18 protein-coding genes are annotated in these 19,063 nt (G+C 60.5%); 11 read left to right on the forward strand and 7 right to left on the reverse strand.

Features of this window, described 5'->3' with window-relative positions:
* Positions 1 to 54 precede the first annotated feature (54 nt).
* A complete protein-coding gene (locus KTAU_RS21240; protein ID WP_151730243.1) occupies positions 55 to 345 on the reverse strand; it encodes a hypothetical protein in 291 nt (96 codons plus the stop codon).
* A 236-nt stretch (positions 346 to 581) separates the two neighbouring features.
* Here KTAU_RS21240 and KTAU_RS21245 point away from each other — a divergent pair, with 236 nt between their 5' ends.
* The 5 genes from KTAU_RS21245 (at position 582) to KTAU_RS21265 (ending at position 4,888) form a co-directional block, all read left to right on the forward strand.
* Positions 582 to 1,166: a hypothetical protein gene (locus KTAU_RS21245; RefSeq protein ID WP_151730244.1), complete on the forward strand. Its 585-nt coding sequence runs from the start codon at positions 582 to 584 to the stop codon at positions 1,164 to 1,166.
* 33 nt (positions 1,167 to 1,199) lie between these two features.
* The gene (locus tag KTAU_RS21250) at positions 1,200 to 2,120 is read left to right on the forward strand and encodes a galactose-1-phosphate uridylyltransferase (protein ID WP_151730245.1); all 921 of its coding nucleotides are present in this window, start codon (positions 1,200 to 1,202) and stop codon (positions 2,118 to 2,120) included.
* Positions 2,107 to 3,417: a galactokinase gene (galK, locus tag KTAU_RS21255; RefSeq protein ID WP_170293483.1), complete on the forward strand. Its 1,311-nt coding sequence runs from the start codon at positions 2,107 to 2,109 to the stop codon at positions 3,415 to 3,417. Before KTAU_RS21250 ends, galK begins: the two co-directional genes overlap by 14 nt.
* A gap of 28 nt (positions 3,418 to 3,445) precedes the next feature.
* Positions 3,446 to 4,282: a M55 family metallopeptidase gene (locus KTAU_RS21260; RefSeq protein WP_151730247.1), complete on the forward strand. Its 837-nt coding sequence runs from the start codon at positions 3,446 to 3,448 to the stop codon at positions 4,280 to 4,282.
* A 78-nt stretch (positions 4,283 to 4,360) separates the two neighbouring features.
* A complete protein-coding gene (locus tag KTAU_RS21265; protein WP_151730248.1) occupies positions 4,361 to 4,888 on the forward strand; it encodes an NUDIX domain-containing protein in 528 nt (175 codons plus the stop codon).
* Between the two features lie 160 nt (positions 4,889 to 5,048).
* Here the strand turns inward: KTAU_RS21265 and KTAU_RS21270 are convergent, their stop codons facing one another.
* The 4 genes from KTAU_RS21270 to KTAU_RS21285 all read right to left on the reverse strand — a co-directional run bounded on the left by KTAU_RS21270 (position 5,049) and on the right by KTAU_RS21285 (position 9,292).
* Positions 5,049 to 5,462, reverse strand: coding sequence for a hypothetical protein (locus KTAU_RS21270; protein ID WP_151730249.1), 414 nt, complete (start codon positions 5,460 to 5,462; stop codon positions 5,049 to 5,051).
* Between the two features lie 406 nt (positions 5,463 to 5,868).
* Entirely contained in the window at positions 5,869 to 6,594 is a 726-nt protein-coding gene (locus KTAU_RS21275) for an HlyD family efflux transporter periplasmic adaptor subunit (RefSeq protein WP_151730250.1), read from the reverse strand.
* A 126-nt stretch (positions 6,595 to 6,720) separates the two neighbouring features.
* Complete coding sequence (locus KTAU_RS21280; RefSeq protein WP_151730251.1) at positions 6,721 to 8,352, reverse strand: DHA2 family efflux MFS transporter permease subunit; 1,632 nt, start codon at positions 8,350 to 8,352, stop codon at positions 6,721 to 6,723.
* An 85-nt stretch (positions 8,353 to 8,437) separates the two neighbouring features.
* Positions 8,438 to 9,292, reverse strand: a complete 855-nt coding sequence (locus KTAU_RS21285) for a TetR/AcrR family transcriptional regulator (RefSeq protein WP_151730252.1) — start codon at positions 9,290 to 9,292, stop codon at positions 8,438 to 8,440.
* A gap of 300 nt (positions 9,293 to 9,592) precedes the next feature.
* On the opposite strand from KTAU_RS21285, the gene KTAU_RS21290 reads away from it, so the two are divergent.
* The 3 genes from KTAU_RS21290 (at position 9,593) to murA (ending at position 13,710) form a co-directional block, all read left to right on the forward strand.
* The gene (locus KTAU_RS21290; RefSeq protein WP_151730253.1) at positions 9,593 to 10,561 is read left to right on the forward strand and encodes an LLM class F420-dependent oxidoreductase; all 969 of its coding nucleotides are present in this window, start codon (positions 9,593 to 9,595) and stop codon (positions 10,559 to 10,561) included.
* A gap of 154 nt (positions 10,562 to 10,715) precedes the next feature.
* Positions 10,716 to 12,077, forward strand: a complete 1,362-nt coding sequence (locus KTAU_RS21295; RefSeq protein WP_151730254.1) for a glutamine synthetase family protein — start codon at positions 10,716 to 10,718, stop codon at positions 12,075 to 12,077.
* Between the two features lie 247 nt (positions 12,078 to 12,324).
* The gene (gene murA, locus KTAU_RS21300) at positions 12,325 to 13,710 is read left to right on the forward strand and encodes a UDP-N-acetylglucosamine 1-carboxyvinyltransferase (RefSeq protein ID WP_228026580.1); all 1,386 of its coding nucleotides are present in this window, start codon (positions 12,325 to 12,327) and stop codon (positions 13,708 to 13,710) included.
* A 161-nt stretch (positions 13,711 to 13,871) separates the two neighbouring features.
* Here murA and KTAU_RS21305 read toward each other — a convergent pair whose 3' ends face one another.
* Together KTAU_RS21305 and KTAU_RS21310 are read right to left on the reverse strand one after the other, a co-directional pair.
* Positions 13,872 to 14,195, reverse strand: coding sequence for a YtxH domain-containing protein (locus KTAU_RS21305; protein ID WP_069805583.1), 324 nt, complete (start codon positions 14,193 to 14,195; stop codon positions 13,872 to 13,874).
* 131 nt (positions 14,196 to 14,326) lie between these two features.
* Positions 14,327 to 15,448: a competence protein CoiA gene (locus KTAU_RS21310; RefSeq protein WP_069805582.1), complete on the reverse strand. Its 1,122-nt coding sequence runs from the start codon at positions 15,446 to 15,448 to the stop codon at positions 14,327 to 14,329.
* A gap of 323 nt (positions 15,449 to 15,771) precedes the next feature.
* Between KTAU_RS21310 and argF the strand changes: the two genes are divergently transcribed.
* The 3 genes from argF (at position 15,772) to KTAU_RS21325 (ending at position 19,037) form a co-directional block, all read left to right on the forward strand.
* Positions 15,772 to 16,788 (forward strand): ornithine carbamoyltransferase, encoded by a 1,017-nt coding sequence (gene argF / locus KTAU_RS21315; protein WP_069805581.1) that lies wholly within the window; start codon positions 15,772 to 15,774, stop codon positions 16,786 to 16,788.
* A gap of 343 nt (positions 16,789 to 17,131) precedes the next feature.
* Positions 17,132 to 18,628 carry an aldehyde dehydrogenase family protein gene (locus tag KTAU_RS21320; protein WP_151730255.1) on the forward strand — a complete coding sequence of 499 codons (1,497 nt, stop codon included), beginning with the start codon at positions 17,132 to 17,134 and terminating at the stop codon, positions 18,626 to 18,628.
* Between the two features lie 190 nt (positions 18,629 to 18,818).
* The gene (locus KTAU_RS21325; protein ID WP_218104091.1) at positions 18,819 to 19,037 is read left to right on the forward strand and encodes a TOBE domain-containing protein; all 219 of its coding nucleotides are present in this window, start codon (positions 18,819 to 18,821) and stop codon (positions 19,035 to 19,037) included.
* The last annotated feature ends 26 nt before the right edge of the window (positions 19,038 to 19,063 follow it).

Genomic DNA, 19,063 nt, shown 5'->3' on the forward strand with positions numbered 1-19,063 from the left:
CTACCTGCTTCCTCCCTGGCGGATCAGCCTCTGGTGCTGAGAGACGCTGCCTTATTAGCTGCGTCGCACGACAGCGTCATCAGACCTTCCCCGCCCATCGGAGCCGGTGGGGGAACTTGAGCCTGTCCCACGACGACCTGCAAGCGAGAGGAGGGTTTCGCCGCCTTCCTGCCAACAGCGGGCATCGGGGGCCGGCAGATTTTCGCAAAGAATCCAGTCGCTGGCATCTCTGAGGACATGCCCCTTGATGCACTTTGCGTACTCGATATGCTCGTTCAGCTCAGGATCATCGGGTCTGATCCCGGGAGTGGCGATCTTGGGCACAAAAAATTTACACCAGGGCACGGTATGGTACCTTCCTTGTTGCGCGTGTGATGAGATGAAAACGTGGCTGAGCGGCTAGACTGCGCCCAGGCTGTTTGCATTATACCCTATCTGCCGGCCCTGAATCTAGAGGAGGGGACTCGCGCCCGGCTGCTGGCTAGCCCGGCAACTTTGCCAGCTGCGACGAGGTCGCCCATCAGGAGAGAAGATGATATGATAAGAAAGTCAGATTTATTCTCCTTGGAGAGGTGTGCTCTGTGTTAGCACAAGAGGTAGCTGTGCTCGATGGAGATTCTCCCCTCTGGGAACGTGCCAGGGGTCTCTTGAATGCCGCTCTCTTGCTGGAGCAGCAGGATGAAGGCTACGTCTGGCATGGCTGGACCAGAGGTCAGATCGAGGCCTTTCTGCATGGGCTGCCCTCGCCTTGCTGCCTGGTGGTTGCTGTCTGGCAGGCTGCCTTACCGGAGCAGGCTGCAGCTTATGTGCCTGATGGAAGGGCCGCTGAACAGCTCATGCTGGGCCTGGTTTGTGAGGTGGTGGAGGGCGAGGTCCGCTCACTGCGAACGTTTGAGGCCCTGCGGGCCGCAGGTCTGAAGGCGGTGGATGAGTTGGAGCCAGGCTATGAGGATGGCCTCGCTATTCTGCGTGCTGCCCATGCGCTGGTCGCTCCTGTGGCCTGGGCTTTGTTCACCGACTGGCAGACCTGGAATGAGTGGCTGTATGGCTCAGATGAGACACAGCCGTCGGAGAGCGTGGTCGATAAGGGGGCGCTGCTGACCGCCCTGGCCCAGGCCGGTCGCTGTGTGCTGCTGGGAACGCAAACGGCCCATCGTTATCTGTGAACACTGTCTTCTCAGGATGCAGGCAGGGATGATATGCACGAAGACTCGAACGCTTTGGTATGGAATCCTATTTTACGTCACTATGTGGTAAATGCACCACATCGTATGCATCGCAGGGAAGGAACAGATCAGTGCCCTTTTTGCGCCGATGTACTCGAAGGGCGAGTCGGATCAGAAGCTCAGGTGTGGCTACATCCCAACGATTTCCCTCCCTTTCGTCCACCGGTCGGTGAGGCTTATGTAGTGATCTACCACCGCGATCACGAACGAACGTTTACCCGCCTCAGCGTACCAGAGGTGTGCGCGGTGACGCGGCTCTGGCGCGAGCTGTATCGCGACCTGAGTCAACGCTATGCGGCGGTAATGATCTTCGAGAACAGCGGTACGAGTATCGGCCAGACACAGTTCCATCCGCATGGCCAGGCGTATGGGGTCTCGGTGGTGCCACCGCTGCTGGAGCGGGAGCTAGAGACGGTGAGATTGGAACTGGAGGCGGGACGCGGCTGCCCTTTCTGCCGGGTGCGGACTGAGCTGGAGAACAGTCCTTACGAGATCGCGGCCAACGCCAGCTGGCAAGTCTTTCTTCCCCCCTATGTGCGTTATCCCTACGAAACGCATCTCTATCCGCGACGCCATATTGCTGATCTGGCGGTGGCCAGTGATGAGGAGCTGGCCGATCTGGCTGCCTTGCTCTTGCAGGTGATCCGGGCCTACAATGCCCTCAGCGATGGCTTCATGGCTCCCATGCCCTATATGCTCGGTATCCATCAGTTAGCTGATGAGCGTTTTCATCTCCATATCGAGATTCTGGCGGTTGGGCGGGCGCCGGGCAAACTGAAGTATGCCGCCTCATCCGAGATGCTCTGGTCGCTGTGGACCAATGATTCATCTCCTATTCAAAAGGCGCAAGAATTGCGAGAAGCGATCGCGAGGGTTGCTCATGGTAGCGAATGATCCGAGAAGGCTGCCGCCTGCTGCCCAGTTAGCGGTGGAGCATTTTTCGATAGTCTTTGGCATGGACGGGGGGCAGAGCGATGAACAAGCCGCTCTGGGGGTGGCCTGGGCGCCTGGGCGAGTCAATCTGATAGGTGAGCACACTGACTATAATGAGGGCTTTGTACTGCCATTGGCGGTTGACCGTGTAGTTGCCTTCGCCGGGCGAAGGCGAAGCGATGGGCATGTCCGTCTCTGGTCGCGGCAATTCCAGGAGCTGGCTGAGATCGAGCTAGAGGGTTTACCCGCTACCTTCGCGGCTCAGGTAGAGCGGCTACCCACCTGGGCGCGCTATGTACTGGCAGTCTTGAGTGAGCTAAAGGCGGCTGGTCTGGCACTGCAGGGATTCAACGCGGTTCTGCATGGCGATGTCCCCTTGGGAGGGGGAATGAGTTCTTCGGCGGCTCTGGAAGTAGCGACGGCCTGGGCGGCGTCCTTGTTCTCAGATGGTCACTTTGCTATTGGAAAAGGGGCTGCGACCTCAACGACCCTGACGCCTCTGGAGGTTGCTCGTCTCTGCCAGCGCGCCGAGCATCTGGCCTCTGGGGTACGCTGTGGCATTCTCGATCAAGCTGCCTCGTGCCTTGGACGCCCTGGCCATGCTCTGCTGCTGGACTGTCGCTCACTAGACTTCCGCTATCTGCCCTTTGAGAGTGAGGGGGTAGCTCTGCTAGTGGCTGATACCCAGGTGCGGCGTGAGCTAGCGGCTTCGGCTTACAATGAGCGGCGGCAGCAGTGCGAAGAAGCCGTGCGCTTGCTTGCGGCACTGCTGCAGGCTGAGGCGGAGCCTGGTGAGAGAGCAGTAAAGCCGCAGATCACCGCTCTCCGCGATGTGACGCCGGAGCTGTTTAGACGCTATGCTTCCCGGCTGCCCGAGGTGCTCCGGCGACGAGCCGGCTATGTAGTGGCCGAAAATGCGCGGGTGCTGGAGGTAGCGCATCTACTAGAGCAGGGGGAGGTGGAGGCGGTTGGTCCCTACCTCTGGCAGACGCACGCGGGGCTGCGCGATGAGTACGAGGTGAGCTGTTTGGAGCTTGACGTGCTTGTCGAGATTGCGCGCCGGGTCGAGGGGGTGTTAGGGGCGCGTATGATGGGAGGAGGGTTTGGTGGCTGTACCATCAACCTGGTGCGTAACACAGCGATAGAGCAGTTAACGGAGGCGATCCTGAGCGAGTATCCGCGCCAGACTGGGCGGCAGACGAGTGTCGAGGTCTGCCGGGCAGCTGGTGGCCCTGGCGCGCTCTACTTACCAGCGTAAATTGCACAGTGTAAGGAGCCAATCAGCAATGAAGCTCTTCCTATCGACTGATTTTGAAGGCACCAGTGGCATTGTGGCCTGGGAACAGATTATCGAGGGGCAGCCAGAATACGCCCAAGGGCGCCTTCTGTTGACGCGTGAAGTCAATGCTGTCATCAATGGGGCCCAGGAGGCCGGGGCCAGTGAATTCGTGGTCAACGATGCCCATCACTTTATGCGCAATCTCCAGCCGCAGGAGCTAGCCGGGGAGGCCACTTTAATCAGCGGTCGCCATAAGCCTCTCTACATGATGGAGGGACTCGACAGCAGTTTCGCAGGCGTCTGCTTTGTCAGCTATCATGGCTCGATTGGGGCGGAGCGAGCCGTGCTCTGCCACACCTATAGCCCGGCGGCCATTTGGGAGGTACGTCTCAACGGGCAGGTCGTAGGTGAAGCGGGCATCAATGCTCTGGTGGCAGCCCATTATGGCGTTCCGATCATTCTGGTCAGTGGCGACGACGTGACGGTCCAGGAGGCAGAAATCGTAGCGCCCGCTGCTGAAAAGATCGTCGTCAAACACTCTCTTGGGCGTTTTGCCGCTGCCCACATTCATCCGACCAGAGCCTGTGAACTGTTGCGCGCGGGAGCACAACGTGCCGTTGGGCGCCTGGCTCGTGGCGAGCGTCTGGAGCCACCCAGTTTCAAGCTGCCAGTTCTGCTGGAAGTCACCTTCTTAGTGGCCGACATGGCCGAGATGGTCTGCAGTGTGCGAGGCGTTGAGCGGACGGGGGCGCGTACGGTTTGCCTCAGTGGTGACAATCTTCTGAATATCTACCGCCAGTTTGTTGCGGTCGTCGTGCTGGCGCGGGCCCTCGCTGATCGCTAGGGCGGAGTCAGGCGGCACAGTTCAATGAAGGCTGCTTGCCGGCGTGCTCTTCTCTTTTTTGGAAATGCGAGGTGATCGATGATTGAGTTTGTCTATCGCTACTGTCCTCGTTGTGCGACGCCCTTGCGCGAGCAGATCGTGGGAGCGGTGGCACGACCGAGCTGTCCGACCTGTGGCTTTGTGCTCTATCTTGGCCCAAAGGTCGTGACTGTAGTTGTCATTGAACATGAGGGACAGCTCCTGCTGGGTCGACGCGAGATCGAGCCTGGACGGGGGAAATGGAGCTTCTGCAGTGGCTATGTTGATCGTGGTGAAGAGCTGGAAGAGGCAGCGCTACGCGAAGTGAAGGAAGAGACTAACTTGAGCGTCGAGCTGCTTGACCTGCTCGGTCTCTACAGTCGGAAGGGCAGCCCGCACCTGCTAGTAGCGTATCGAGCGCGTCCTCTAGCCGGCTCGCTAGACGGCCTGTCACCACAGCCAGGAGAAGTCAGCGAGCTGGCCCTTTTCCGTCCAGAGGCTGTGCCCGAGCTGGCTTTCCCGTTTGACTATGACATTCTGCGCGATTGGCAGGCGCTGGTCAGTGGGGCCAGGGCGCAGCGTCGGTAAGCCAGTGTGCTCTCTGAACCGATCAAACCGATCAGTAAGAAGTCAGGACCAGGGAGAGCCTCCATCATGATCGGATCATCATGGTGGATAGCACAGCTGGCGTCTCACGTCTCGTGCCGCTCCCTTTACTCCCTGGCCCTGGTAGGCAGGTATGAAGAGGTCAGGATTGGCTAGGCCCTGGTTCCTGCGCCTCGGCGCCGGCGTTGTTTGCAGCCTCCGCCGGGGCTGGTAGCGAGCGTTCGATACGCTCCACAACCTGGATCAGAATATCCAGGCGCTGCTCCAGCTCTGCCGACTGCTGATGAAGGGTACGAAGCTGTGTCGCCAGAGCGTGCAGCTCTGGGTTGAGCAAGGCCAGTTCATGGCCTCGGTAAGGCGCTCGATGATCTTCTCCGGCTGGAAGGGCTTCCCGCTCCTCAGACTCAAGAGCGGGAGCCACCTCAACGCGCGGCGCAGCCGAGGATGGGCCTCTCGGCGAGAGGTCCTCGGCTGATGTGCTTCTGATTACCCAGATCAGAGCTATGATGGCCAGCAGACCGAGGACGAGTGAGCCTCCTGAAATGAGCAAGACCACTGCTTTGCTCCTTTTCTTGAGCGCTTCAAATCGCTGATGAGTAAGCTTCTTCTTTCTTCCCTGACTTTCCCTCCGGCTTCACGTTCCCAGGCTGGGCTAGACTGCTTTGACAGACGCGAGGACAGTTCCAGACAGGCCAGGCCGGTGAGGCCAGGTTTGTGGTGGCCGGGCTGTTTTGCGCGTGCCTAAGAAAAGAGGCAAGCGGCAGCTCGCGAACTGAGGGGGCTGCTGCCCCTGGTTCTGTCTCACCTCAACTGCTAGCTAGCGTCCTGGCTACCAAGCCCGATGGCTGGGGCTGACCTCGCTTCATCATTGGGCGAGCATCTGCCCCCACCATCGCACTCCTCTCGTGAGCGAGGTTGGTAGGCCAATGATGGGTGGCAGTAGCTCGCCGGTGGAGTCTGCTTTAGTGAAGATGGATCGTCACTTCGGCGCTCATTCCTGGCATCAGAGTCTTACCAGAGGTGCCATCCAGGTTAATAATCACCGGGATGCGCTGGCCGACCTTGGTGAAATTGCCGCTGGCGTTATCCTGCACTGGGAGAAGCGAGAACTCCGAGGCGGCAGCCTGGACAATCTGCTTCACATGGCCTGTGAACTTTGTATCTTTATATGCATCGATTGTTATATCGACGCTCTGGCCAGTTTGGATATTATTGATAGCATTCTCATCGACGTAGGCCGTGACCGTCAAGTGGCTGGGATCATAGATCTCCAGCAGCGGGGAGCCAGCGATCACCTGCTGGCCGGGGACAGCCGCGACCTGGATCACCGTGCCGCTAATAGGGCTTGTCAGAGGCAAGGCCCGCGCCGTGCTTGTGCGGGTAGCGGCTGTAGGCGCAGTTGTATTCTGCGCTGGCGCGGCAGCGCTGGCGCCTGCCCCTGTTGTCGCGGTAACCACAGGCGTCAGTTGGGCCACCGTCTGGCCAATGTTCACATGGTCACCCAGGTTGGCGCTCAGCGTAGTCAGCGTGCCGCTGGTTGGGGCGCTGATCGTCACAATCGGAGCTGTTACCTGAGCATCATCGGTGCTATAGTACGTATAGTTATAGTAAATCCAGTAGGCGATCCCTCCGGCGATCGCGAAGAGAGCGACCACCGTCAGGACAGGGACCAGAATCAGGCGTCTCATCTGAATCACACTCCTCAGTTAGCCTTCTTGATCGCGCAAGGCGGAGTAAGCAAGCTCGAACTCCGTGCGGGTTTCATTAGTCGTATAGTCATGCAAGAGACCAGGTGGTTGATACGGCGTGCGAGGCTAGCCAGCAAACATGGTCTCCATTGTGGCAGCCGTGCGCTCCTCGCTGGTCTCGGGGACACCGCGGCGGCGTGCCCAGCGAGGGCGGACACCCGAGCGCACGAAGAGCGTCGCCACCATCGCCAGCACCGTGGCCACCAGGGTCACGCGGAAGGCGTCCTGCATCGCTAGCACATAGCTGCGCTGCTGCAGCAGCTGAGCGATCACCTGCAGGGCCGCATTGTAGGCCGAGTGAGCATCAGCCCCTTGCAGGATAAAGAGTGCCTGGATGCGTGGGATCAGCTGGCCCAGCGGCGAGCTGGCGGTCACCATCTCCGCCAGATGGCCGAAATGAATCTGGTTCTGTGTCTGGACCAGCGTGGCCAGTACGGCGATGCCCAGGGAGCTGGAGACCGAGCGCGTGACAGTGCTGATCGAAGAGGCCTGGGCTAGCTTCTCGGGGCGAATCGTTGAGAGGCTGGCCACGGCCAGTGGCTGTACCGAGAGACCAAGGGCCACGCCACGCAGAACCAGAATCCACTGGAACCAGCCGAAGGGCGAGTTGACCGTGATCGTTGTCAGCTCCCAGTTAGCCAGGGCCAGAGCCAGCAGGCCCGGAATCATCACTGGGCGCACCCCAAGTCGGTCAACCAGGATACCGCCCAGGACTGAGCTAACCATCGAGGCCAGGGCCTGTGGCAGGAGGAGCAGGCCGGCCTGGAAAGCGCTTAGCCCGCGCAGATCTTGCAGGTAAATCGGGAAGAGGAACAAGCCTCCAAACATACCAAAGATGATGAAGATCTGCGCAATGGTACTTGTCGTGAAGGGGCCATTGGCGAAGAGCCGCAGATCGAGCAGCGGCTCGCCGCCGCGCGCCGCTAGTGTCAGCTCGATGGCTGTAAAGATGGCCAGCGCCAGCACGCCGGCGATCAAGAAGCCGCGTACCAGCGTCGAATCCCAGCCGTAAGTACTGGCCTCCGAGAGGGCATAGAGCAGCGAGGCCAGGCCCCCAGCGGCAAAGACAAAGCCCGCCGCATCAAAGCGCGGCCTGCGCTCCACCGGCTGCTCGCGCAGCAGGATCGTCGCCAGCAGTACGGCCACAATGCCAACAGGCACATTGATATAAAAGATCAGCTGCCAGCCGGCGTATGTCACCAGGTAGCCGCCCAGCGTTGGGCCGATAGCCGGGGCCAGCAGAGCCGGCACCCCGAAGAGGCCCATGCTCATTCCGCGTTCCTCTGGAGGGAACTCCCTAAAGGCCAAGGCCATCGAGAGCGGGAAAAGCGAGGCGCCCCCTATGCCCTGGATAATACGGAAGAAGATCAACGCTGGCAGGCTCCAGGATAGACCGCAGAGTGCCGAGCCGAGCGTAAAGGCCGCCAGCGAGATGATATAGAAGCGTTTAATCCCCAACGTATCGGCAAAGAAGGCTGCCGTGGGTGTGACCACACCCTGGGTCAGAATATAGGCCGTCAGCACCCACTGGACCGTGTGCAGATCGGCCCCGAAGGCAGCTTGCAGGTGGGGAATGGCAATATTGACGATGGTCTGGTCCAGAATCGACATGAAGACGCCAATAATCACCACAATCGCCACAATCCACTTATAGGCCAGACCACCTCTCCGCTGCCCTGTTTGCTCGCTTGCTTGCATACAGCAAAGCTCCTCTCCTCTATCGCGAAACTCACTTACTCACACAGCGCGGGAACCAGTCTCGGTTGGCTGCACTCCTTTGTAGCTAGACTCGCTCGCGTTGATCGCAGGGTACCATGCCGTAAAAGAGCAGATCGACCACCTGCTCGATCAGCTCTTCACGCGAAAACTGTCTCACGGACAGCTGGCTGAGCAGGCCCCGTGCGACGACCCGCATGACGAAGATCGATGCCAGAATCTGCACAATCAGCTCCGGGGCAAAGGTGCGCCGAAAGCGACCCTGCTCCTGCCGCGTGCGCACAAAGTTGATCAAGATCTTACGATTCTCCGTCAGCACCCTTGCCAGAATCTGAGCTGCGTCAGGGTGGCTATGGATCAGCAGCATGGCCAGGCGCAGCAGATCACCCTGGGGGGTAGCCATCAACGTGTCGTGGAAAGCCGCCACAATGCGGTAGACTGCCGTGCGATCATCGATCTGGCCTTCCTCGGCCTCATGTACAGCTTCGGCAATAGCGGACTGCAGCGTCCCATGCGGGATGTAATGCCTGATCAGGGCTGCGAGCAGCTCCTCTTTAGTATGGAAGTGCCAGCAGAGGGTACCACGCGAGACCCCTGCCTCAGCCGCGATCTCATCCAGGGTGGTGGCTGAGATCCCCGAGCGCGCAAAGGCTCGCAGCGCCGCCTCCAGGATCAGGGCACGGGTATCCTGGGTCGGCCTCTCGCGCAGCAAGCCACGCTCTACCAGTGTTGCTCGCAGCTGCTCTTTGCCGCCAGCAAAGTGGTAGTAAAAAGCCGGACGCGACAGTTTGGCCTCCCTGGTGATCTCCTCGACGGTCACTTCCTCAAAAGGACGACTGCGCAGCAAGCTCTCCGTTGCCTGAATCAGGCGCTCTTTGCCTCTGGCTCTGGCGTCGCCAGGTTCAGGATCGCGCTCAGCCATGATGACATCGACTCCCCGGAAGCAAGCAGACTGTACTATCCAATAACAGTAACTGTACTGTTTAGTCCAGACGTTTGTCTAATATAGACAAGGAAGCTGGGAATGTCAAGAGGCAAGCGCTGATTGCAGGCTGGAAGGGGGAAGAATGGGTCAGGCGATGGGAGGCTGGACATAGTATATAATGGGCAAGGGCAAGGCCAGGCGGGCACTGCGGCTGGATGTTTGCGGTGCTCTGCTGGGGGAGTGAGTGAATCCCCCGGGCGTGCCCACGGGAGAGTCGTACATGAGGAGAGAGCTATCATGGCGTTACGATTTGGCCTATTGGTCCCCCAGGGCTGGCGCCTCGACCTGGTAGGTATTGCCGATCCAATTGAGGCTTATGAGACGATGACGCGTGTGGCTCGTGAGGCCGAGGACCTGGGTTTTGATTCGATCTGGCTCTTTGACCACTTCCATACGGTGCCGCAGCCGCTGCAGGAAGTGACCTTTGAATGCTGGACGAGCACAGCGGCCCTGGCACGCGATACGCGGCGGGTGCGTATCGGGCAGATGGTGACCTGCAGCGCCTATCGCAATCCGGCGCTCTTGGCGAAGATGGCGAGTACCGTTGATGTGCTCAGTCATGGACGGCTGGACTTTGGCATTGGGGCCGGCTGGTACGAGCATGAGTGGCGCGCCTATGGCTACGGTTTCCCAGAGGCTCCGGAGCGCCTGCGCATGTTACGTGAGGCCGTGCAGATTCTTCTGAAGATGTGGACTGAGGAGGAGGCCTATTTTGAGGGGCGCTATTATCAGGTGCATGGCGCCATTAATCAGCCCAAGGGGGTGCAGCAGCCGCATATTCCCTTGCTGATCGGTGGCGGGGGGGAGCAGGTGACCTTGAAGCTGGTGGCTCAGTATGCCGATGCCTGCAATGTCGGTCATCTCGATCCGGCGGGAATTGCCCACAAATTCGCGGTGCTGCAGCAGCATTGCGAGGCTATTGGGAGGGATTATCAGACGATCAAGAGGACGGTGCTCTTTAATTGTGCTATTGCGGAGACCGATGAGGAGGCCATGCGCAAGGCTCAGCAGTCCTACATGGGGCGCAATGTACCGCCTGAGCAGCTGCGCGAGCGCGAGCTGGTGGGAAGTCCCGAGACGATCCGCCAGCGTTTGGCAGCCTACGAGGAGGTCGGGGCTCAGGAAGTGATTGTCTATCTCCCTGATGCGGCCCAGCTTGAATCGGTGCGCCTCTTTGCTCGTGAGTGCATGGCCAGGCTGCGCTGAGAAAGTGTCTCCGTAGGGGCGGACATGGGCGCTATGCCTGCTGTATACTAGCAGCAGCAGAGCAGGCACGAGCTGACGGAGCGGAGGCTCTCTCGATGGGCCTCCCGTTCCGCTCAGTGGCGAGCTGTGTTCAGAACCAGCAAGGAGGGTCCCTATGGATATCAGCGATGTGGTGCGTCAGGCGCGGGCGGCCAATGTGCGTCTGGTGCGTTTCCTCTATTGTGATAATGGGGGGATCATCCGGGGCAAGGCGACGCATGTGGAGAAGCTGGCGACGCGCATGCGCGAAGGCATCGGGCAGACCCTGGCGATGCAGGCTTTCACGTCGGTCGAGACCCTGGCGGCAGTCGAGGGGATGGGGCCGGTGGGAGAGTTTCGCCTGATTCCTGATCCGCAGACCTTTGTGGTGCTGCCCTATGTTCCGGCCAGCGCCAGCATGCTGTGCGACTTGGTGCGTCTGGATGGCCAGCCCTGGGAAGCCTGTCCGCGCACCTTTCTGAAGCGGATGGTGGCGCGCCTGGCTGAGCAGGGCATGCGGGCCGAAGCGGCCATCGAGCATGAGTTTTATCTGGCGCGTGACGTGGGAGGCCGCTTTGTGCCGGCGGACCAGAGCCTCTGCTACAGTAGCATCGGCCTGGATGAGCAAGCAGAGGTGATCGATGCCATTCTTGCCGCGCTGGAGGCGGTCGGGCTCTCGGTGGAGCTGTTTCATACGGAGCTGGGACCGGCCCAGCAGGAGCTGTCGATTCGCCATGCCGAGGCCTTGACGGCGGCTGATCACGTTTGCCTGGTGCGTGAGGTTGTGCGTGGGACGGCGCGTCACTATGGCCTCTATGCAACCTTTGCCCCCAAGCCGTTTCTGGATCAGGCCGGCAGCGGCGCCCACATTCACTTCAGTCTGTGGGGAGCTGAGGGTAGTCCCCAGGCAGGCAAGAATCTCTTCTATGATCCGCAGCAGCGTGGTGGCCTGAGTCAGACAGGCAAATATTTCATCGGTGGGGTGCTCCGTCACTTGCCGGCGCTGGTGGCGCTGACCTGTGGCAGCCCCAACTCGTATAGCCGCTTGCTGCCGCACTTCTGGAGTTCGGCGTATACGGCCTGGGGCTACGATAACCGTGAGGGAGCGATTCGCGTGCCGTCGCCTTTCTGGGGGCGGGAGGCCGAATCGATCAATCTGGAGCTGAAGCCCTCTGATCATAGTGGCAATCCCTATCTGGCGCTGGGGGCTTTGATCGCTGCAGGTCTGGATGGCATCCAGCAGCAGATCGATCCGGGGGAGCCGGTCGAGGTTGATCCGGGCAACCTCAGCGATGAGGAACGTGAGCGGCGGGGCATTCGTCGGCTGCCAACGACGCTGGACGAGGCCCTGGATGAGTTGGAGCGCGATACGGTTCTGCTGGAGGCCCTGGGGCCGTTGCTGGCACGCTCCTATGTGGCCGTTAAACGGGCAGAGGCCGAGTTCTTCCGCGAGAAGACACCAGAGGAGGTGGCCAGTCAGCATTGCTATAAGTACTAGCCACTAGCCGAAAGTACTGGGGGTGGCAGATGGGTAGAGGAGCGCTGGAGGGCCGCCTGTCCGTGGAGGGCTGCGGTGACTGAAGCTGGCCCGCCCTGGCTGCAAGAAGGCGATAGCCTGCGCTGGGATGATACAATAATGTGCAGGCTGTCGCATTTTTCTGCCTCTGTTAAGCTGTTACAAGAACATGTGCAGGGAAGAATGATCTGAGAATGCTCAATTCTCAGCGGAAGTGTGTGCTACTACGATGATGATGTCTATGCCCAACGCTTTAGGAACACCACAGCAGACGACTTACGCCTATCGCATTGAGGGCGGTTATCCCGTCGTGGGCGAAATTACCTGTCTGGGCGCCAAGAACTTTGCGACGAAGGCGATGGTGGCGGCCCTGCTAGGAGAGACGCCAACAGTACTCACCAATGTACCGCCTATTGGCGATGTCCAGATCACAGCTGAGATGCTGATGGGTATCGGGGCACGGGTGGAACAGCTCGATGAAACGACGCTGCTCATCGATCCGACAACGGTCCATTCTTCGACGGTGCCCCTGGCTCAATCCGGCAGCAACCGGGCGCCGATCTTGCTGCTGGGAGCCTTGCTGCACCGGTTCGAGCGGGTCTCGGTGCCGGTTGTAGGCGGCTGCCAGATTGGGGCGCGCAAGGTGGATTTTCATCTCGATGCCATTCAGCGTTTTGGAGGGCTGGTCGAGGAGACGCCCGAGGGCTACGTGGCGCAGCGCGTGCAGCCGTTGCGGGGGACCCATATCCATCTGCCCTATCCGAGTGTGGGGGCGACCGAGACTTGCCTTTTCTTGAGTGTACTGGCTGAGGGGCGAACGCTGATTTCGAACGCGGCGATCGAGCCGGAGATCTTTGAGCTGATTACCATGCTCCGCTCGATGGGGGCGATTATCTTCACCTCCCCGGGTCGAGATATTCGGGTGGAGGGGGTTAAGCGTCTGACGGGAACGCGTATGACAGTGCTGGGCGACCGCATCGAGGCGGCTTCTTGGGCTTCGCTGGCCTGCGCCTCCGATGGCGATGTGACGGTGCATGGGATTCGCCCGGATAGCCTCGGCAATTTTCTCTCCTATTACCAGCAGGTGGGTGGCGGCTTCGAATTTGTCGACGCCAACAGTATCCGCTTTTTCCGCCGGCGCAAGCTCAGTCCAGCGATCATCGAGACCGATGTCTATCCGGGCTTCTCGACGGACTGGCAGCAGCCTTTTGCCGTACTGCTGACGCAGGCCGATGGCATCTCGATTATTCACGAGACCGTCTATGAGAAGCGCTTTGGCTATCTTAAGGCGCTCAATCGGCTGGGGGCACGGACGCAGCTGACGACGCATTGTTTGGGCAGCGTGCCGTGTCGCTATCGCGATATGAATTATGAGCATAGTGCCATTATTATTGGCCCGACGCCCTTTACGGCGGTCGATGAGGAGATTGTCATTCCCGACCTGCGCGCTGGCCTGGCCTATGTGATCGCGGCGGCTATTGCACGCGGCACCTCGGTCATTACAGGAATCCATTTCCTGGAGCGGGGCTACGGGAATATTGTGCCGCGACTGGCGGCCATGAATCTGAAGATTGAGCGGATTCCTTATCGGATGCCGGCGGTGGCAGAGGCATGAGCTGGAAGGCCGGGCCCGGTACAGAGCCGCCTGCCCCTCGAAAGAGGCAGGCGCTACCGGGATAAGACTTCGCTTGGGCCGCAAGCTGACCTGGGTTGGGCATGCTCGACCCAGGTGCAGATGCGGCGCTGCCGGACCGACTCCAGAACGATCAGGTTGGGCTAACTTGGATTGGATGGTTTGAGGGAGCGTGCGGTCTCGCTGACATCCTGCGCCGACTTCTGGGCCAGACTGCCCAGTTCCTCGGCAGTGTCGCGCACGCGCGTGGCGGCCTGGCGCGCGTATTCCTTGACGTTGCCAGCGGTCTGCGAAACGCGGCTAGAGACCTGCTGCATGTATTCGTTCAGTTGCTCGTTGTCGGGGAGATAGCCGCGCAACTGCTGCAGCCGCTCGCCGAGTAGGCGGCGCATCTCTTCGCCGCGCATAGGAGCAATCAACAGGCCGATACCAACGCCGACCAGGACTCCTCGAAAGAAGTTGTTCATCCTGCCCTCCTTCCTTCCTGCCAGATAGAGAAGGCGTGGCCAGTCCAAACCGGGCCATCACTGCTGATGGGCACGACTGTCCGACTGCTGCCTTTCTTCTCTGTCAACACGCCTGAGTATGGCAAACGGTTTCAACGGTGAGTTTGGGCGAGCGTTACTAACATTTCGATGTAGCGGACGAAGGCAGCGTAAGGTCCGACGAAAGGGATCTCCTGCGTCACTTCACGCAAGCGGGCGGGCGGAAAACCCTGCCTGGCCAGCTGTCTCAGCCAGGAACAGGCGCGAGCGACGCGCTGGCGGTCCGCCTCTCGCACCGGCTGCTCAGGGGTGCCGCGTCCATAGTTATAGCGACGCAGCAGGTCGGGATCGCTGCGATAGGCCCGCAGCAGGGGACGTAGCACGCGCTGGATCATCTCAGCACTAACTGTATTATAGAGATAAGCTGCAAGAAGATCCTCATCAACGCTGTCGGCAAAGGTCATCAGATGGCGGAGACGCAGGCGACGCTCGTGCTCGAGGCGCAGCGGGTGATTGATCGTGCCCTCTTCATTGAGGCGCAACTCGCCCAGGGTGGTGCTTAAGGTCATGCCGTAGCCCAGGCGCCCGACCCAGCCGCCGGTGCTCAGGCTGGGGGCCTGGGCGGAGCTGGGCCTCTCCTCCTGCCATGCCTGCAGAGCCTGGGCGCTCAGGGGCCAGCGCAGCCAGGCGCGGGCGGGAGTAAGCAGGGGATCGAGAAAGACGAGGGTGCCGCTGACCTCAAGAATGGCCTCTTGAAAAGCCTCTTGCTTGTCGCGCCGATTGCTGCCGATGATCCAGAGATCGGTGATGCCGGCCTGCTGATAGGCCAGGTGGCGGCGCTGCCACTCTTCGAGTTCCAGCGGAGCGCACTGGAACTCAACGGCCAGCTGGCGGCCATCGGCATGTTTCACGAAGACGTCGGCGATGCGATTCGGCTCAGGGAGCCGTTCCTCCAGGGTGACGCGAGCGGCGGGAAATTGCTGGCTCAGCCAGGCGGCCAGCGTAGCCTTGCCGCGCATGTGCCGCTCCGATTCTTCTTCGGTGCTCCAGGGGCATTCTCCTTTGCGATGAGCGAAATGGAGCTGGGTCCGTCGTGCTGGTCCGCCGCGTAGATGCAGCACGGCGCGGCAGTTGGGACAGAACAGCTGGCGCTGCTGCGACCATTCCTGCAGCTGACTCAAGGCCCGCTCATCGGCTACCACGGGCTGACCGTCTGGTCCGTAAGCAACGAGCATGGTCCGCATCCTCCCCTCAGTGAGACAAGACCTGACCCTGGTGCAGGGAGAGACAGACGAATGCTCTCCCTCCTCCTGATTCTATTCTGCTGCGCTGGCGCTGGGGAGGTGATAAGCTGCGTCCTTCTCAACCGGTCCGGCTGCCGCGGGTGGGCGGGCGCTTGACGGATAGCTCTGCTTATGGCTTGCGCCGGGGGCGGGAACGTGGTAGCCTATGAGCACAGCCCCCGGTCGTGCTGGCTGGGCGGGGCGCCCTGGTGGCGGGAGACTGGGCTGAACGAAGAAGATTGTTGCTCTGTTATTTGAGGAGGATTAGCTCAACCGTGGCCTGCAATTTGAGCAAGCGGCACTTGCTAAAATTGGAGGACCTCAGCGCTGAGGAGATTCGCGCCCTGTTGGCGCTGGCCAGCCGTCTGAAGGCGGCCAAGTCTGCCGGGAAGGAAGAGCAGTACTTGCGCGGCAAGAATATTGTCCTGCTGTTCGAACAGGACTCGACGCGCACGCGCACGAGCTTTGAAGTGGCGGCCTTTGATCAGGGGGCCCATGTCACCTATATTGGCCCCAGTGGCTCACATGTCGGGCAGAAGGAGAGCATTAAGGATACGGCGCGTGTGCTGGGGCGGCTCTACGATGGCATCGCCTACCGTGGTCCAGCTCAGGAGACGGTCGAGGAGCTGGCCCGCTATGCCGGGGTGCCGGTCTGGAATGCCATGACTGCCCACTCGCATCCGACGCAAGTTCTGGCCGATCTGCTCACGATGCAGGAGCATGTGGCGAAGCCGCTGGAGGCGGTGAGCTTCTGCTTTGTGGGGAATGTGAGCTATAACATGGCCGATACGCTGCTGGTGGGCGGGGCCTTGATGGGGATGGATGTCCGCCTGGCTGGTCCGCGCCAGCTCTGGCCCAGTGAGACGCGCCTGCAGGAGGTGCAGGCCCTGGCGGCCACCAGTGGCGCCCGCCTCACGGTGACCGAGGATGTCGCCGAGGCTGTGCGTGGCTGCGACGTCATCTACACTGATGTCTGGGTGTCGATGGGTGAGGACCCGGCCCTGTGGGGGGAGCGCATCCAGCTCCTCGCGCCCTATCAAGTGACGTCCCAGCTCATGGCCCTTACCCACAACCCGCAGGTCCTCTTTATGCATTGTCTGCCAGCTCTCCACAATACTGAGACGGGTCTGGGCCGCTCGATCGCGGCGCGCTATGGCTTGGAGGCTCTGGAGGTCACCGACGAGGTCTTTGAGTCGCCAGCCTCCATTGTCTTCGAGCAGTCCGAAAATCGCATGCACACTATCAAAGCCCTGATGGTGGCCACCCTGGCAGCCCTATCGCTCGATAGTTAGCTGGCGGGCGCTCGCTTCTGAGCGCCCGCTGACCCTTCCCCCCCTCCTTCTCATCTGCTGGCTCGCCGCCATTCTTCTCGCCGGCCACCCTTGACTTTCTTCGCATTTTGCTTATACTCAATTATTGAGTACTCAATCGATGAGCAAGATACTGCCGCCCACTTCGCGCTTCGTCGTCACGGCAGTCTTCACCAGCAGAGCGAGTTTCAGCGTGGTTAACGCTCATCGCATTGGGACTCTTCTTTTGTGTGGCGTTTTTTGGGGACGGCCCTGAAGAACGGGCTGTGTGCAAGGCGTTACGGACGGCGCGGTCAACCAGCAGCAATGAAGAAGGAGAACGATCATGACGCTGGCCGAAAGCAATGTCGCTGTCTTACCGGAAGTCCAGACCTTCATTGGAAGTGGGCCGAAGAAGCTCTTTATTGGGGGGAGATGGGAGGAGGCCGCTTCGGGCAAGACCTTTCCCGTCTACAATCCGGCCACTGGCGAAGTGTTGGCGCAGGTTGCCGAGGGAGACAAAGAGGACATTGAGCGGGCGGTGCAGGCGGCGCGGCGCAGCTTCGAGAGCGGTCCCTGGCGCAAGATGAAGCCCTCTGAGCGTGGGCGCCTGATCTGGAAGCTGGCCGACCTCATTGAGCAGCATAGCGAGGAGTTTGCTCAGCTTGAATCGTTGGACAACGGCAAGCCTCTGCGCATTGCGCGCATCGGCGATGTGGCGCTGACCGTCGACATGTTCCGCTATATGGCGGGCTGGGCGACCAAGATCGAAGGCCATACCATTCCGATCTCCACGCCGGGCGACTATTTCGCCTATACCTTGCGCGAGCCGATAGGCGTTGTTGGGCAGATTATCCCCTGGAATTTCCCCCTTTTGATGGCGGCCTGGAAGCTGGCCCCGGCTCTGGCTGCTGGCTGTACCATTGTCCTCAAGCCGGCTGAGCAAACCCCGCTTTCGGCCCTGCGCCTGGGCGAGCTGATCCAGGAGGCGGGTTTCCCCGATGGGGTCGTCAACATCGTGCCCGGTTTTGGCGAGACCGCGGGCGCGGCCCTGGCGGCCCATCCCGACGTCGATAAGATCGCCTTCACTGGTTCGACGGAGGTTGGCAAGCTTATCGTCCACGCTGCTGCGGGCAATCTCAAAAAGGTGACGCTGGAGTTGGGCGGCAAATCGCCGAATATCGTGCTCAAGGATAGCGACCTTGACCGTGCTATCAAGGGGGCGGCCCATGCCATCTTTTTCAACCACGGGCAGTGTTGCTGCGCCGGGTCGCGCCTCTATGTCGAGCAGGCGGTCTTTGATCGCGTTGTCGAGGGCGTGGCCGAAGAGGCCAAGAAGATTCGCCTGGGGCCAGGTTTTGATCCGGCGACGCAGATGGGGCCGCTGGTTTCTGAGGAGCAGCTGCAGCGTGTCTCCGGCTACATTGAGGCCGGCCTGGCCGATGGGGCTACCCCGCTTTGTGGGGCCAGGCGTTACGGCGACCAGGGGTACTTCGTCGAGCCGACGGTCCTGGTCAATGTGCGCCAGGATATGAAGGTGGTGCAGGAGGAGATCTTTGGGCCGGTGGTCACGGCCATGCCCATCAAGGAGCTGGATGAGATCCCGCCGGTGGCTAACGATACGGTCTACGGGCTGGCGGCGGGCATCTGGACGCGCGATATCAGTAAGGCTCATCGCCTGGCGCAGCAGCTGCGAGCCGGTACGGTTTATGTCAACTGCTATAATGTCTTTGATGCCGCATTGCCCTTCGGTGGTTACAAGCAATCCGGGTGGGGGCGCGAGATGGGCCACGAGGTCCTGGAGAACTATACCGAGCTGAAATCGGTCTGTATTGGACTCTGAAGCCTCGGGCGCACTGGCGCCGTATTGTGTAGTGTAAGCGCAACGTAACGACGAGCGAGCATGGCGGAACTCCTCGTGAGCAAGGAGGCGCTGCCATGCTCGCGGTTTGTATGAGCCACGGAACGGGCAGGCAACACGTTGGAGCGTGCTCGCCGCCCGGCTGAACCGGGCGAAAGGGGGACGATGCATCATGGCTCTGCAGTTTAGTGCACGCAATCGTTTGCAGGCCACGGTCAAGGCCGTCAAGCTAGGCGATGTGATGGCTGAAGTGACGGTCGCTCTGCCTGATGGTCAGGAGCTGGTTGCAGCTATCACGCGCACCTCAGCGGAGACGCTGCAGCTGCAGCCAGGTGATCAGGTGGTGGCGATCATCAAGTCGACCGAGGTCATGGTCGGCAAGGATGTCTGAAGAGCAAGAGGCTTGCAGAGAGCCTC

The organism is Thermogemmatispora aurantia (assembly GCF_008974285.1).
Lineage (GTDB): Bacteria > Chloroflexota > Ktedonobacteria > Ktedonobacterales > Ktedonobacteraceae > Thermogemmatispora > Thermogemmatispora aurantia.

Excerpts from the sequence above, each read along its gene's own strand:
- KTAU_RS21250 (WP_151730245.1), top strand. The coding sequence starts at position 1,200 with ATGCACGAAGACTCGAACGCTTTGGTATGGAATCCTATTTTACGTCAC.
- galK (WP_170293483.1), top strand. The coding sequence starts at position 2,107 with ATGGTAGCGAATGATCCGAGAAGGCTGCCGCCTGCTGCCCAGTTAGCG.
- KTAU_RS21260 (WP_151730247.1), top strand. The coding sequence starts at position 3,446 with ATGAAGCTCTTCCTATCGACTGATTTTGAAGGCACCAGTGGCATTGTG.
- KTAU_RS21265 (WP_151730248.1), top strand. The coding sequence starts at position 4,361 with ATGATTGAGTTTGTCTATCGCTACTGTCCTCGTTGTGCGACGCCCTTG.
- KTAU_RS21275 (WP_151730250.1), bottom strand. The coding sequence starts at position 6,594 with ATGAGACGCCTGATTCTGGTCCCTGTCCTGACGGTGGTCGCTCTCTTC.
- KTAU_RS21280 (WP_151730251.1), bottom strand. The coding sequence starts at position 8,352 with ATGCAAGCAAGCGAGCAAACAGGGCAGCGGAGAGGTGGTCTGGCCTAT.
- KTAU_RS21285 (WP_151730252.1), bottom strand. The coding sequence starts at position 9,292 with ATGGCTGAGCGCGATCCTGAACCTGGCGACGCCAGAGCCAGAGGCAAA.
- KTAU_RS21290 (WP_151730253.1), top strand. The coding sequence starts at position 9,593 with ATGGCGTTACGATTTGGCCTATTGGTCCCCCAGGGCTGGCGCCTCGAC.
- KTAU_RS21295 (WP_151730254.1), top strand. The coding sequence starts at position 10,716 with ATGGATATCAGCGATGTGGTGCGTCAGGCGCGGGCGGCCAATGTGCGT.
- murA (WP_228026580.1), top strand. The coding sequence starts at position 12,325 with ATGATGATGTCTATGCCCAACGCTTTAGGAACACCACAGCAGACGACT.
- KTAU_RS21305 (WP_069805583.1), bottom strand. The coding sequence starts at position 14,195 with ATGAACAACTTCTTTCGAGGAGTCCTGGTCGGCGTTGGTATCGGCCTG.
- KTAU_RS21310 (WP_069805582.1), bottom strand. The coding sequence starts at position 15,448 with ATGCTCGTTGCTTACGGACCAGACGGTCAGCCCGTGGTAGCCGATGAG.
- KTAU_RS21320 (WP_151730255.1), top strand. The coding sequence starts at position 17,132 with ATGACGCTGGCCGAAAGCAATGTCGCTGTCTTACCGGAAGTCCAGACC.
- KTAU_RS21325 (WP_218104091.1), top strand. The coding sequence starts at position 18,819 with ATGGCTCTGCAGTTTAGTGCACGCAATCGTTTGCAGGCCACGGTCAAG.